This is a genomic window from Nitratireductor sp. J20-h4 (genome assembly GCF_056780505.1).
In genome coordinates this window covers 2,107,051-2,120,896 of sequence record NZ_CM165557.1, presented here as the reverse complement: position 1 = coordinate 2,120,896, position 13,846 = coordinate 2,107,051, and the positions used below count along the sequence as shown (strand labels likewise).

Annotated in this window: 10 protein-coding genes and 2 tRNA genes; 6 read left to right on the top strand and 6 right to left on the bottom strand. The window is 65.7% G+C overall.

Annotated elements, in window-relative coordinates; translation table 11 throughout:
• Positions 1–191: 191 nt before the first annotated feature.
• On the top strand, positions 192–2,594 hold the full coding sequence (locus ACT2B0_RS10375; protein ID WP_473464363.1) for a putative bifunctional diguanylate cyclase/phosphodiesterase: 2,403 nt from the start codon (positions 192–194) through the stop codon (positions 2,592–2,594).
• Positions 2,595–2,841: 247 nt separating this feature from the next.
• Positions 2,842–4,818, top strand: coding sequence for a bifunctional 2',3'-cyclic-nucleotide 2'-phosphodiesterase/3'-nucleotidase (locus tag ACT2B0_RS10370; protein ID WP_473464359.1), 1,977 nt, complete (start codon positions 2,842–2,844; stop codon positions 4,816–4,818).
• A 132-nt stretch (positions 4,819–4,950) separates the two neighbouring features.
• On the opposite strand, the gene ACT2B0_RS10365 is transcribed toward ACT2B0_RS10370, so the two are convergent.
• The 6 genes from ACT2B0_RS10365 to ACT2B0_RS10340 all read right to left on the bottom strand — a co-directional run bounded on the left by ACT2B0_RS10365 (position 4,951) and on the right by ACT2B0_RS10340 (position 10,816).
• Complete coding sequence (locus ACT2B0_RS10365) at positions 4,951–5,247, bottom strand: hypothetical protein (RefSeq protein ID WP_156712411.1); 297 nt, start codon at positions 5,245–5,247, stop codon at positions 4,951–4,953.
• Positions 5,248–5,370: 123 nt separating this feature from the next.
• Complete coding sequence (locus ACT2B0_RS10360; RefSeq protein WP_473464356.1) at positions 5,371–6,618, bottom strand: class I SAM-dependent methyltransferase; 1,248 nt, start codon at positions 6,616–6,618, stop codon at positions 5,371–5,373.
• A 46-nt stretch (positions 6,619–6,664) separates the two neighbouring features.
• A complete protein-coding gene (locus ACT2B0_RS10355) occupies positions 6,665–7,507 on the bottom strand; it encodes a DUF1365 domain-containing protein (protein ID WP_473464354.1) in 843 nt (280 codons plus the stop codon).
• Between the two features lie 8 nt (positions 7,508–7,515).
• Positions 7,516–8,859, bottom strand: a complete 1,344-nt coding sequence (locus ACT2B0_RS10350; protein WP_473464352.1) for an NAD(P)/FAD-dependent oxidoreductase — start codon at positions 8,857–8,859, stop codon at positions 7,516–7,518.
• Positions 8,856–10,322 (bottom strand): cryptochrome/photolyase family protein, encoded by a 1,467-nt coding sequence (locus ACT2B0_RS10345; RefSeq protein ID WP_473464349.1) that lies wholly within the window; start codon positions 10,320–10,322, stop codon positions 8,856–8,858. Before ACT2B0_RS10345 ends, ACT2B0_RS10350 begins: the two co-directional genes overlap by 4 nt.
• Positions 10,323–10,741: 419 nt before the next feature.
• Positions 10,742–10,816 (bottom strand) — tRNA-Asn (locus tag ACT2B0_RS10340).
• A gap of 211 nt (positions 10,817–11,027) precedes the next feature.
• On the opposite strand from ACT2B0_RS10340, the gene ACT2B0_RS10335 reads away from it, so the two are divergent.
• From ACT2B0_RS10335 to ACT2B0_RS10320, 4 genes are all read left to right on the top strand, one after another.
• On the top strand, positions 11,028–11,309 hold the full coding sequence (locus ACT2B0_RS10335; RefSeq protein WP_473464347.1) for a hypothetical protein: 282 nt from the start codon (positions 11,028–11,030) through the stop codon (positions 11,307–11,309).
• A gap of 91 nt (positions 11,310–11,400) precedes the next feature.
• A tRNA-Cys gene (locus tag ACT2B0_RS10330) sits at positions 11,401–11,474 on the top strand.
• An 84-nt stretch (positions 11,475–11,558) separates the two neighbouring features.
• A complete protein-coding gene (locus ACT2B0_RS10325; protein ID WP_473464344.1) occupies positions 11,559–12,230 on the top strand; it encodes a protein-L-isoaspartate O-methyltransferase family protein in 672 nt (223 codons plus the stop codon).
• 206 nt (positions 12,231–12,436) lie between these two features.
• Positions 12,437–13,798 (top strand): TolC family outer membrane protein, encoded by a 1,362-nt coding sequence (locus tag ACT2B0_RS10320; RefSeq protein WP_473464342.1) that lies wholly within the window; start codon positions 12,437–12,439, stop codon positions 13,796–13,798.
• Positions 13,799–13,846: the final 48 nt, after the last annotated feature.

The following is a 13,846-nucleotide window of genomic DNA, read 5'->3' as shown; positions in this document are numbered from 1 at the left end:
GCGGGGAAACTGAACCTTCATGGTAGAGCCTTTCACGGTCAGATTGAACCGTTGTGCCGGTTCAGCCAGGCGCCCGTCGGGCATGGCGGGTGGATGGCCAACTCCTAAAATTCTATCGGATCGGTAAGGCATTTCGTTTCCTGGTCTGGCTAAGGTCGTCCTGCCGCAAGGGAATTCAGTTCGGGACAGATATGGGAGAGCGCACCGGGACGGCCTTCCTGGGTGGATGGCTGGGCAAGGACTTCGTATCGAAGATCACGCGTCGCCGGGCGATGACGGCCGAGCAACGCCTGCTTGTAGGCACCGACCAGGTCGAGGCGATCAACCGGCTGCGGCCGGTCGCCATCCTGGCGCATCTGCTTGGCGCGCTGATCGCGCTCGACGCGCTCGCGCGATCCAGCAGCGCGTCGATTGCGCCGGCCTGGTTCGTCGTCATGCTGGCCGTGATCATTTTCGACATTCTGAGCGGACCGCCTCTGGCCGGCCACAGGCCGGCGCGCGACGAGGTCGCCGCCCAGTATTGGCGCAACATCGCGACCTGTTTTCTGTTCGGCGCGGTATGGGGCAGCCTGGCGCTGATCTTCTACGCCGGCGCGGAGGACGACGTTCGCCACGTCCTGACGGTGCTGTTGACGGCCTATCTCGCTTCTTCGGCCTTCATTCTCGCCGCCCTGCCGCGGGCCGTGTTCGCCTTCTCGATGCCGATGGCGATCATGATGATCGTCAGCTTCACGCGGGCCGGCGTCGCAGACCATGCTTTCGAGCTCCAGCTGATCGGCGTTTACGCGCTCGCCTTTCCGATCGCGCTGCGCCAGCATGCCAGCGCGTTCGCGGAGCGGGTCGTCGCCATGGCGCAGGTGGGCGAGCAGACCCAGCTTATCTCACTGCTTCTTCATGATTTCGAAGCAAATTCAAGCGATTGGCACTGGCAATGCGATTCCCGGTTGAATCTCGTGCGCATCTCCGATTCCTTTGCCAGGCAATCGGGACTGTCGGCTGACAAGGTCAATCAGCTGCGGCTCGATCGGGTGCTGACGACGTGTGCGTCACCCGAGGAAAGGGCCGGCGACAGGCGCGAGGAGGTCTTGCATCATCTCTTGCGCGGCGAGGTGTTCCGGGATTGTCCGGTGCTTCTGGTGATCGACTGGCACGAGCGCTGGTGGTCGATAACGGGTACACCGACTTATGATCGCGACGGTATCTTCGCGGGGTTCCGCGGTATCGGACGCGATATCGGCGCGCAGAAAACCAAGGAGCGGGAGCTCGAATATCTCGCCCATCACGACAGCCTGACGGGCGTTGGCAACCGCGCGCGCTTTACCCACGAATTGGCGCGCGCGCGCGGACTTGCCGAAGCGGGTTCGCGCCGCTTCGCGCTGGTGCTGTTCGACCTCGACGATTTCAAGGCGATCAACGACGCCGCCGGCCATTCGGTCGGCGACGCCGTGCTTCAGACCACCACGCGGCGCATCGCCGGCTTCCTGCCGCGCGATTCCTTCCTGGCGCGGATCGGCGGCGACGGATTCGCCGCCATCGTCGAGATCAAGGAAGACATGGACGCCACGCGTCTGCGCGAGATCGTCGAGAATGTCGTGCACGAGGTGGCGCGCCCCGTCGAATCCCTGGCCGGAACCTTCAAGGTCGGTGTGAGCGCCGGGGTTGCCGTGCTGCCCGACGACGGCGGCGATCCCGAGCAATTGATGCAGCTCGCCGACATCGCGCTCTACGACGCCAAGTCGCGCGGCAAGGAGCAGGTGCGTCTGGCCAGCAGCGAGGCCGGCGCGGCCTTCGCGCGCAGGAAGCAGCTTGAGCTCGATCTGTGGAAGGCTGTCGAGCGCGGGGAGATCTTCGTCGAGTTCCAGCCCGTGGTTCTGGCGTGCACCGGGCAGCCGATCCTTTTCGAGGCGCTGGCGCGCTGGCGCCATCCCGTCTACGGGCTTGTCAGGCCAGACAACGTCGTTGCGCTTGCCGAGCAGACCGGAAGTATCGGAGAAATCGGCGCCTGGGTGCTCGCCGAGGCTTGCCGCTGTGCAGCCGGTTGGCCGCAGGCCGTGGGGGTGGCGGTCAACATTTCCCCGCGCCAGCTCGAACATGGCGATCTGGCAGAACGGGTACGCGGCGTGCTGGAGACCACCGGCCTGGCGCCGGACCGGCTGGAGCTCGAAGTCACCGAAAGCGCCTATCGCGGCGGCGTCGATCTGGTGGCGCGGGTGGCGGCGCAATTGCACGCGCTCGGCGTCACGGTCGCCATGGACGATTTCGGGACCGGCTACTCCTCGCTGCCGTCGCTGCGCGAGGTTCCGTTCGACAAGATCAAGATCGACCAGTCTCTGGTCGGCCAGGGCGCCGCCGACAACCGCACGGTCAGCGTGTTGCGCTCGATCGTCACCATCGGCCGCACGCTGGGCATGCAGGTCACGGCCGAGGGAGTGGAAACGGCCGAGCACGAGGCGTTCCTGCGCGGCATCGGTGTCGACAGCCTGAAGGGATTCCATTTCGGGCGCCCGATGCCGGGCGATGGGGTCGCCGATTTCCTGGCGACCTACGGGCAGCCGGGCGATGCGCCGGCCGCCTCACGCACCAGCGCTACCTGAGCCACACGCCGCGCCCCGAACGACGCCGGGCGGCGTCACAATCGCGGCCTGCCTGCGTTTCAGCCTTGCCTCGCGCAGATTTCGGACCGACACTCGATGTCTTGGTGATGGCGACAGGACCGCGCTCGCGATCGTTTCCGGGGCAGTCATGCGACCGTCATCGAAATCTGCTGGAAGAAGCGCGCGACACCGCGACCCGACACGTAGCTATTTTGGCGCGCCCGTCCAGAAATCCAGGGAGACGACAATGTCCGAAATGCTCCATCCGATTTCCCGCCGCCTATTCCTGTCCGGTGCGGCAGCACTGGGCGGTGTGGTCATGCTCCATCCCTTCGCCGCGCGGGCGAGTGCCAATCAGGCCCATCTGCGGCTGATGGAAACGACCGATTTGCACGTGCACGTTTTTCCCTACGATTATTACGCCGACCGGCCCAACGACACGATGGGACTGGCGCGCACCGCCGCGATCATCGACGGGATCCGCGCCGAGGCCGGCAATTCGATTCTGATCGACAATGGCGATTTCCTGCAGGGCAACCCGATGGGCGACTATATCGCCTATCAGCGCGGCATGAAGGATGGCGACATGCATCCGATCATCTCCGCCATGAACACGCTGGGCTATGAATGCTCCACGCTCGGCAATCACGAGTTCAATTACGGGCTCGACTTCATGTTCAAGGTGCTGGCGGGCGCGAACTTCCCGTTCGTGTGCGCCAACCTGACCAAAGGGTCGCTGGCTGCCAACGCGCGCGACGACACGCTGTTCATCAAGCCGTACGTGATCCTCGACAAGACGATCACCGACGGCGCGGGCCAGGACCATCCGATCCGGGTCGGCCTGATCGGCTTCGTGCCGCCGCAGATCATGAACTGGGACGCCCGCCACCTGACCGGCAAGGCAATGACGCGCGACATCGTCAAGGCGGCCGAGGCCTGGGTGCCGCAAATGCGCGAAGAAGGCGCCGATATCGTGATTGCCCTGTCGCATTCGGGCGTCGGGCCGGCCCAGTACGAGGAAAACCTCGAAAACGCCTCGCTGCACCTGGCCGGCGTCGACGGCATCGACGCGATCGTCACCGGCCACAGCCATCTCGACTTCCCCGGCCCGAAATTCGAGGGCATGGAGGGTGTCGACAACGCCAAGGGCACGATCGGCGGCAAGCCGGCGGTGATGGGCGGGTTCTGGGGCTCGCATCTCGGCCTGATCGACCTGATGCTGGAGCGCGACGGCAAGAACTGGCGGGTGAGCGCCTCGACCAGCGAGGCGAGGCCGATCTTCGAGCGCGTCGACCGCAAGGCCAAGCCACTGGTCGAAAGCAAGGCCGAGGTCGAGGACGCGGCCCGCGACATGCACGAGGCGACACTGGCCTATGTGCGCACCGCCGTCGGCAAAACCGCGGCGCCGCTGCATTCCTATTTCGCGCTGGTGGCCGACGATCCCTCCGTGCAGATCGTGTCCCAGGCGCAGACCTGGTACATCGCCGACATGCTGAGCGAGACCGAGTACAAGGACCTGCCGGTGCTGTCGGCGGCCGCGCCGTTCAAGGCCGGCGGTCGCGGCGGGCCGGATTATTATACCGACGTGCCGGCGGGCGACATCGCGATCAAAAACGTCGCCGACCTCTATCTCTATCCGAACACGGTCCAGGCGGTGCTGGTGACCGGCGCCCAGGTCAAGGACTGGCTGGAAATGTCGGCCGGCATCTTCAACCAGGTCGAGCCGGGCAAGGCCGATCAGCCGCTGATCAATGCGACGTTTCCGTCCTACAATTTCGACGTCATCGACGGCGTGACCTACAGGATCGACCTGGCCCAGCCGCCGAAATACGATCCGAAGGGCAATCTCATCAACGAGGGCGCCAACCGGATCGTGGCGCTCGCGTTCGACGGCAAACCGATCGATCCGGAGCAGAAATTCGTCGTTGCGTCGAACAATTACCGCGCCGGCGGCGGCGGCAATTTCCCCGAGATCGGCCCGGACAAGGTGATCTTCCAGGCGCCGGACACCAATCGCGACGTGATCGTGCGCTTCATCGTCGAGCAGGGCACCATCAACCCGGCCGCCGACGCCAACTGGTCGTTTGCGCCGGTGGACGGCGCGACCGTGCTGTTTGAAACGGGGCCGAAGGCGAAGGACTTCATCGCCGACGTCAAGGGCGTGGCGATCGAGGCCGCCGGCGAGGGCGCCGACGGTTTCGCCCAATACCGCATCACGCTTTAGGCGCGGATGTTGCGAGATTGAATCGAGATCGTGCTCCAACACTTTGAAGGAGCACGATCTTTCCACTCTAGTGCAAGGACGGCGACAAGAGCCGCTTTCGCAGGCGTTACGGCGCGCCCGGATGAAAGGCCGTCAGAGCGGGTCTTGCGGATTGGCCGGACTCGAGGGGAAGTTGCTGCCGATATCCTTGGCCAGATCGCCGCTTCCGCAGCTCTTGCGGCTGTATTCCATCCGTGCGTCGGTCCACATGTCCTGCAGGAATTTGAACAGGATCCTGAGCGACTTCATCACCAGGCCGCGAATGTCCTGGTTGGGATGGTTGGACCAGGATCGCATCTGCGCGACCACGGCGTCGGCCGAGCCGATGATCAGCTTGCCGACCTCGGTAAGACCCTTGCAGTCATATTCGCTGAAACGATTGCTCGCCATGAAACCCTCCTTTCAGGGGACGGTCTCAGTGTGCGCGCGGCAGAACGGGCCGACAGCGAAGCAATTAACACATTCGGACAACAGCCGGCGTGCTGCGCGTCGCCACCCGGCCTCCGCGACGCATCAGGCCTTGTAGACCACCTGCCTGACGTCGATGAATTCGGCCCGGAAGCCGGCCTCGCAATAATGCAGGTAGAACTCCCACAACTTCTTGAAACGCTCGTCGAAGCCGAGTGGCATGATCTTTTCCCACGACGCCCAGAAGCGGGCGCGCCATTCGGCCAGCGTGCGGGCGTAGTCCTGCGGAAAAGCCCGTTCGCGCAGGAAGGAAAGCCCCTGTTCGGCGCCGAGACTGCGCAGGATCTCCGGTGTCGGCAGCATGCCGCCGGGGAAGATGTAACGCTGGATGAAGTCCGGCCGGTTGCGATAGAGCTTGAAGGCGTCCTCGTTGATGGTGATGATCTGCAAGGCTGCGGTTCCGTTCGGCTTCAGGCATTCCTTGACCTTGCCGAAAAACACCGGCCAGTATTTTTCGCCGACCGCCTCGAACATCTCGATCGAGGCGATATTGTCGTAGCGACCCTGTTCGTCGCGGTAATCCTGCAGCTTGATGTCGACCTTCTCGGCCAAACCTGCCTTGTGGATGCGCTCGCGCGCGAAATCATGCTGTTCGCGGCTGATCGTCAGGCCGGTCACCTTGCAGCCGATCTCGCGCGCGGCGAATTCGGCGAACCCGCCCCAGCCGCAGCCGATCTCCAGCACGTGGCTCGACGGTCCCACGTCGCCGTCGCGGGCGAGCGCGCGGTATTTGGCCGCCTGGGCGGATTCAAGGTCGTTGGCGCCGGTCGAAAACAACGCCGAGGAATAGGTCATGCTCGGGTCGAGCCAGGTCCGGTAGAAATTGTTGCCGAGATCGTAATGGGCAGAGATATTGCGTTTGGAGCCGGTGCGGGTGTTTTCGTTGAGCCAGTGACGCAGGCGCTGGAACGCCATCAACACCCGGCTCGCGCCGCCGGCGACCTCTTCGCCGGTTTCCTGATTGACCACGAAAAGCTCCAGGAAGGTGGTCACGTCGGGACTGTCCCAGTCGCCGTCCATATAGGATTCGGCCACTCCGATCGTGCCGAGGGAAAAGGCGCGGCCGGGCAGTTTCCAATTGTTGAGGATCAGGTGCGCGTCAGGGCCGGCGGCGTTGCCGCCGACGCCGAACCGGCGCCCGTCGGGCGAAACGATCGTCAGCGTGCCCCTGGGAAGCCGCATCGCGGCCGACAATACCATGCGCGCGCGGCGCGGCAGGCCGCGCGTGCGCGCGGCGAAATTGTCCGCATTCAACCAGATCGTTTCCGGTGCCTCAGCTGCGATCCCAACCATCGCGTTCTCCTGTCCCCTCCCGCAGCGCGCCGTCGTCGCGGCAACCTCATGCGTCCGCCTCCCGCGCCTCGGTGTCGCCAAAGCTGGCCCGTCGAGGGGGAGGCGGGCTCCTGAAGAATGGCGCTCCCTTCAGCCACAGACGCAACGCCTCGAAGTGAATGCCGGCGATAATCTTCCATGTCAGAAGCGGAAATCGCAAGAGGCAACGGCAAAGCCCGGCATTGGTGACCGGCGCGCCGTCGCCCGAAAACGTCGCTGCGAGCACCGGCCTGCCGGCCTCGGTCTCGTGGATGCGAAGCTTGACGGCGCGCCCCGGCGGCAGAATGCGGAAATGATAGCGCGCGTCCATGGAGATGAAGGGCGAGACGTGGAAAAGCTTGTCGCGGCTCTGGCGCAGGCCCGCTTCGGAGAGTTCGCCGGGCGCGACCGGCGCGACATAGGTGTGCCGTTCGCCGAACGTGTTGCGGACGGCGTAGATCGCCGCGATCAGCCGGTCCTGGCCATCATAGGCGAAATAGACCGCAAGCGGATTGAAGACGTAGCCGAACACCCTTGGATAGGCGAGCAAGACGATACGCGCGGCCCGTTCGCCAAGGCCGGCCTGGGCCAGCAGCCGATCGGCATGCGCGCGCAGCGAGAGGCCGTCATCGGTATGGTCGTCCTCGCGCAGGGACAGCACGTTGGGCCGGTTGACCGACAGGAGCGGCGACAGGCGGTCGACCTCGTCGAGCCGGTCGATGTCGATCAGCAGCGAATAGACCGCGTAGGCGAAACGATGACCGAACGGGGAAAGCCGCTGATGCATGACCTGGCCGCGATAAAGCCACGCCGCCTCACGCGGCGGGGGACCGTTTTCGGCAAGGGTCGTTACGCGCCGGGCCGTGGTCATCGCGTCACCTATTCCGCCGCGAGCGCCGGTTCGGCGGCGCGGGGCAGGGCCTGGCGCCAGGGAACCGAGGCGCCGAGCCGCTCGGCGACGTTCAGTCCCGAGCGCAGGCCGTCCTCGTGGAAACCGTGCCCGGTCCAGGCGCCGGCATACCAGCAGTGGCCGCGACCCTGGATGTCGTCCAGCCGCGCCTGCGCCGACAGCGCGGCGGCGTCGAATTGCGGATGGTCGAAGGACCATTCCCCGAACACCATGTCGGCTCGCGGCTCGGTGACCGGATTGAGCGAGACGAACAGCGGACAGGCCGGGTCGATCCCCTGCAATTCGTTCATCCAGTAGGTTACGCAGACCTCGGTCTCGGTGTCCATGGCGCTGGTGCGCATATAATTCCACGCCGCCCAGGCTGCGCGCCGTTTTGGCATCAGCCGCGGGTCGCGGTGCAGGATCGCCCGGTTCGGCCGGTAGGGGATCGCCGACAAGACGGTGCGTTCGACCTGGCTCGGCTGGTCCAATATGGCGAGCGCCTGGTCGGTATGGCAGGCAAGCAGCACCTCGTCGAAGCGTTCGGGCGCCGCGCCGCGCGCGAACACGGTCACGCCGGCATCGTCGCGCCGTATCGCCTCGACCGGCCGGGACAGCCGCAGCCTGTCGCCCAGCGGCGCCAGGAGCCGGTCGAGATAGGTCTGGGCCCCGCCCGTCACCGTGCGCCAGGCCGGGCGCTCATTGTGGATCAGCCGATGGTTTTCGAAGAACGACACGAAAGTCGCGGCCGGATAGTCGAGCATTTTCGCCCGGGGGGTCGACCAGATCGCGGCCGCCATCGGGATCAGGTAATCGTCGCGCAGGGCGGCGGAGAATCGTCGCCGGGCGAGATAGTCGCCGATCGTCACCCCGCCGAGCAGTCCCGCTTCGCGGTCGGCCAGGCATTGCCGGTTGAAGCGCAGGATCTCGCGCAGCATCCACAGGAAGGACGGCGAAAACACGTTGCGTTTCTGGGCGAAGATCGTCCGGTAGGTCTGGCCGCTCCATTCCAGTCGCCCGTCGTCGAGCGACAGCGAAAACCCCATCCGGCTCTCCTGGGTGGCCACGCCCAGATGCGCGAACAGCCGGGTGAGTTCGGGATAGTTGAGTTCGTTATAGACGATGAAGCCGGTGTCGACGGCGATCTCGCGTCCCTGATAATCGATGCTGGCGGTGGCGGTGTGTCCGCCCGGCCGGGAGGCGGCCTCGAACAGGGTTACGTCGTGGCGCGGATGCAGGGCCCAGGCCGCGGCGGCACCGGAAATGCCGGAGCCCACGATCGCGATCTTCCTGCGGCCCGGATCGGCCTTGCGGCGAATGGCGACAACCGTCATCGTGTTCCTTTCATCGCGTCGTAGGCCGCAAGCGCGGCGGCGCGGGCCTTGCGGTGTTCGACGATAGCTACGGGATAGGTGGCGCCGAGTTTCACGCCGGCCTCAGATAGCGTGTCGGCCGGCGCCTGCCAGGGCTTGTGGATGTAGCGGTTGGGAAGCCGGGCCAATTCGGGCACGAAGTCGCGCACATAGGCCCCGTCCGGATCGAATCTTTCGCCCTGCAGGACCGGGTTGAAGATGCGAAAATAAGGGGCTGCGTCGGCGCCGGAGCCGGCCACCCATTGCCAGCTTGCCGGATTGCTGGCCGGGTCGGCGTCGACCAGCGTGTCCCAGAACCAGGCTTCGCCCTCGCGCCAGTCCTGCAACAGATGCTTGGTCAGAAAGGAGGCGGCGACCATGCGTACGCGGTTGTGCATCCAGCCCGTGCGCCACAATTGGCGCATGCCGGCATCGACGATCGGATAGCCGGTGCGTCCTTGTTGCCAGGCGGCAAGCAGGCCGGCGTCGGGCCGCCAGGCAAAACCATCATAGTCCCGGTTGACGTTTTGCGATGCGAGATCGCGATTGTGAAACAGCAGGTGATAGGAGAATTCGCGCCAGGCGATCTCCTGGCGGAATTTTTCCAGATCGCGCGCGGGCGTGTCGAGGTCGGGGCGGGCAAGTGCGTGCCAGATCTGGAACGGCGTGATCTCGCCATGAGCCAGATGCGGCGAAAGCCGCGAGGTCACGGCATCGGCGGGCCGGTCGCGCCCCTCGGCATAGTGCTGCAGCCGCGCGTCCAGAAATTCCGCCAGGCGCTGCCGCGCGCCGGCTTCGCCCGGGGTCCAGGCATCGCGCAGGCCGCCGGCCCAGTCGGGCGCGGTCGGCAGCAGGGACCAGCTTTCGAGCGCATCGGAGGCGACCGCCTCCGGCAGCGGACGGATCGCCTTCGGCGCGGCGACGGGCGCGCGCGGCTCGCCGCTTGCGGCGAGCGCGCGCCAGAACGGCGAATAGACCTTGTAGGGCCCGCCGGTTCCCGTCGTCAGGCGTGACGGTTCGTGCAGCAGGTGGCTGTCGAAGCTTTTTGCCTCCAGGGCACGTTCGCGCAGCGCTGTTTTCAGCGCCGAATCGGCGGCGATGCCGGCGGGATCGTAACGCCGGTTCCAGAAAACCGCGTTCGCCTGTGTGTCGTCGACCAGCGACAGCACCGTGGCCAGGGTCGGCCCGCGCCGCAGGATCAGGCCTGCGCCGCGCTCGGAAAGTGAAGCGCGCAGCCGTTCGAGCGCGTGATGCAGCCACCAGCGGCGCGCGCCGCCGGGTGGGCGGCCGCCATCCGCGCCGTCGTCGAAAACGAATACCGGCAGCACCGGCCGGCCGGTGTCTGCCGCCGCCTTCAGCGCCAGATTGTCGGCAAGCCGCAGATCGTTGCGGAACAGCACGATTACCGGCGGCTCGCGGGGCGTATCGGTTTTCTGGGTAGGCAAGGGTGGCTATCCGGAATGAAGACTGGTGCTGTGTGCAGGTGATTGCTTGCCGATACGCGCGCGGCCGTCATCTGGATTTCATCGACGACGAGAAAGCGCGCCGATTTTGCCGATCCGCCGGCCGCGGCCGCTGTTTCCGCCGGCGCCTGGCGTCGGGGCGAGAACGAGCTTTTTGGCGGGGGGCAGCCGGAGAGGTTTTTCGGGCGCCAAGAAAACGAAAAAGGCCGGGTTTGCCCCGACCTTTCCCTGCATCGCAACACGCACCGCCAGTTCATCCGTGGTCGGCGCGCGGCGACGATCTCAATGCCACCCAATTGCTAGCAGCACTATATGTCGGCGCGATGACAGCGCGAGGGCAGGGCGACGGGCGCGGCGATGCGCCAGTTTACCTGTCTGGCCGGCGGCATTTTGGAAAAAAATGGCTCCCCGGGCCGGATTCGAACCAGCGACCAACCGGTTAACAGCCGGTTGCTCTACCGCTGAGCTACCGGGGAACACGGGCTCGCGAAGTGGGCTGCCTATAGCAAAACCGTTTCGGCTTTGCCAAGCGTCATTTTGGCGAATTCGGCCGAAACGGGCCTTTGGCGGGAAAAATCACTCGGCAAAGCCCTGCCGGCGCCTCGCAATTGCCACCGCAAGCCTTCATATGAGGCGACCGCGATGCAGCGCCGGCGGGGTGCCGGCGCTATCGCGCAGGAGCGAGCGATGCGGGACACCGGGACAGACGAGACGAAGCCGACACCGACCTTCCGGTTTTACGGCCGCACCGTGCCGATGCCGCGCTCGCGCCTGGTGCGCATCCTGGTCGGCGGGCTTCTGGTGTTTCTGGGGCTGTTTTTCGGGTTCCTGCCCGTCCTGGGCTACTGGATGGCGCCGCTCGGGTTGATCGTCCTGTCCTACGACATCGCCGTGATTCGCCGGCTGCGCCGACGGCTGGTGGTGTGGTGGGAGCGCAGACGGAAAATGTCCGAGACCCGCTCCGACTGAAGCGCGCACTGGGTTGCGGAAAATCGATTCAGGCGCTTGTCGGTCCGGTGACCCTCTGTTAACAGATCGCTTCGTAAAGCCTGGGGGGCGAGGCCTCGTGGCGGAGTGGTTACGCAGAGGACTGCAAATCCTTGCACCCCGGTTCGATTCCGGGCGAGGCCTCCAATTCCCGGGTTCCATCATGTCGGGGCGGCGCCAGCCGCCCACTTCGTTCGTGTGGCCGCTTGGCGGTGAAGATGGGCAGGCGGGATGAGCGCTGATTTCGAGCAGTTGCGGACAAAGATGGTCGATGGCCAATTGCGCACGACCGACGTGACGAACCTGTCGATTCTCGATGCATTTCTGTCGGTGCCGCGCGAGGCCTTCGTGCCGGCGCGCCTCAGGGAACTTGCCTATATCGACGAGGATGTCGACATCACGCCGCCGGACGGCGAAGCGCGGCGTTTTCTCATGGAGCCGTCGCCGTTGGCCAAGCTGATCCAGCTCGCCGAGGTGGACGCGGGCGACGTCGTGCTCGATGTCGGGACCGGCACCGGTTATTCGGCGGCGATCCTGTCGCAGCTCGCCGGTTCGGTCATCGCGCTGGAAAGCGATGCGACACTCGCCGCCCAGGCCAGCGAGCGCCTGTCGGAACTCGGCTGCGACAACGTCGCGGTCGTGGAAGGCGTTTTGGAAGCGGGCTATCCGTCCGAGGCGCCCTACGACGTCATTCTGGTTGCAGGCGCGGTCGACCGGATACCCGACGCGCTCTTCGAGCAGATGAAGGAAGGCGGCCGTCTCGTCACCGTCGAGGGCCATGGCAATGCCGGCGCGGCGCGGCTTTATCTCAAGCAGGGCGGGCACGTGTCGGGGCGCTGGGCCTTCAACGCGGCGGTGAAGCCCTTGCCCGGTTTCCAGGCCGCGCCCGCGTTCGAGTTCTAGCGCGCAGGGCCGGAACCGCCTGCCAAGGGCGTGGCTGGGGGGCTGAACGGTTGCATGGCGGTTGCGGAGCCGGCATGTTGCGACGTCGGGTTTGTTGCGGTGGGCGTTCTTGAGCTCTCCCGGCGTGACCGAGCAGCGCTCGAAACGGCGCTCGAGAGCAGTCAAAAACACCCGCGGTTGCGTTGGGTCGTGTTGAGAGGTTGGTTGTGGCGTCGTTGAACGGTAAGTTTATCGCTGCGTTTTTGCTTTCGGCGCTGATGGTCGCGCCGGCCGGAGCGGAAACCATCACTGGGGCACTCGCCAAAGCCTATCAGAACAATTCGGGCCTGAATTCGGCACGGGCCGGGGTTCGGGTGACGGACGAGGGCGTGCCGCTCGCCAAATCGGGCTATCGCCCCACGATCGCGGCGGTCGGGTCGGTCAATTATGCCAGCCAGGCCGGCACCCGGATCTCGACCGGCTCGTTCGGCGTCGAGATCAGGCAGACCCTGTTCGACGGTTTCCAGACCAAAAACAATGTGCGTGCCGCCGAGGCGCGGGTGCGCGCGGCCAACGAGGCGCTGCGCAACACAGAGCAGAACACGCTGTTCAACGCGGCGGCGGCTTATATGGATGTCATCCGCGATCGGCAGATCGCGGCGCTGCGCGAGCGCAATCTGGCCTTCCTGAAGGAGCAGGTGCGCGCCGCGCGCTCGCGCTTCGAGGTGGGCGAGGGCACGCGCACGGACGTCGCGCAGGCCGAAGCCGGGCGCTCGGGCGCCGTCGCCCAGCTGTCGGCGGCGCGCGCGGCGGTGCTGTCGAGTTCGGCCGTCTACCGCCAGGTGATCGGCGACGATCCGGGCAAGCTGCGTCCGGCCGGCCCGCTGACCAAGCTCCTGCCGGCCAAGCTCGGCCAGGCGATCGCGATCGCGGCGGCCGAGCATCCGGCCATCAAGTCGACGCAGAATCTGGTCGACGCCTCCTCCTACGCGGTCAAGTCTGCCGAGGGGGCGTTGCTGCCCGGCGTGACGGCAAGCGCCGGCGTTTCGCGCGGTTATCGCAACAATTCGCCCGATCTGACCGGCACCAGCGGCACCTTCAATGCCGCCAATATCGGCGCCACGCTGACCATTCCGATCTATCAGGGCGGCGCGGCCGCGACCAATGTGCGCCGCTCCAAGGAAGAGCTCGGCCAGGCCCGCATCGAGGTCGACGTCGCCCATGACGGCGTGCGCGCGGCGGTCACGTCGGCCTGGACGCAATATACGGCGAGCGCGGAGGTGGTGGCGGCCAACCGCGAGGCGGTGTCGGCGGCCCAGCTCGCGCTTGACGGTGTGATCGAGGAGCGCAATGTCGGCCAGCGCACCACGCTCGACGTGCTCGACGCCCAGGATGACGTCATCACCGCGCAGATCAATCTGGTGACGGCCGAACGCGATCTGGTGGTGGCAAGTTATGCCATTCTTTCCGCGGTCGGCCGGCTTTCGATGCGCACTCTGGGCCTCAAGGTCGCCGAATACCGGCCCGAGGAGCATTACGAGGCGGTGAAGGACAAATGGTACGGCCTGCGTACCCCCGACGGTCGGTGAGCTGGCGGACGAGCCAGTCCCGCAATCCTGTGTGAAACCCCAAACCGT

Bases quoted from the DNA above. Each gene is read 5' to 3' on its own strand.
- ACT2B0_RS10360 (WP_473464356.1), bottom strand. From the start codon at position 6,618: ATGGTTGGGATCGCAGCTGAGGCACCGGAAACGATCTGGTTGAATGCG.
- ACT2B0_RS10350 (WP_473464352.1), bottom strand. From the start codon at position 8,859: ATGACGGTTGTCGCCATTCGCCGCAAGGCCGATCCGGGCCGCAGGAAG.
- ACT2B0_RS10365 (WP_156712411.1), bottom strand. From the start codon at position 5,247: ATGGCGAGCAATCGTTTCAGCGAATATGACTGCAAGGGTCTTACCGAG.
- ACT2B0_RS10375 (WP_473464363.1), top strand. From the start codon at position 192: ATGGGAGAGCGCACCGGGACGGCCTTCCTGGGTGGATGGCTGGGCAAG.
- ACT2B0_RS10370 (WP_473464359.1), top strand. From the start codon at position 2,842: ATGTCCGAAATGCTCCATCCGATTTCCCGCCGCCTATTCCTGTCCGGT.
- ACT2B0_RS10335 (WP_473464347.1), top strand. From the start codon at position 11,028: ATGCGGGACACCGGGACAGACGAGACGAAGCCGACACCGACCTTCCGG.
- ACT2B0_RS10325 (WP_473464344.1), top strand. From the start codon at position 11,559: ATGAGCGCTGATTTCGAGCAGTTGCGGACAAAGATGGTCGATGGCCAA.
- ACT2B0_RS10355 (WP_473464354.1), bottom strand. From the start codon at position 7,507: ATGACCACGGCCCGGCGCGTAACGACCCTTGCCGAAAACGGTCCCCCG.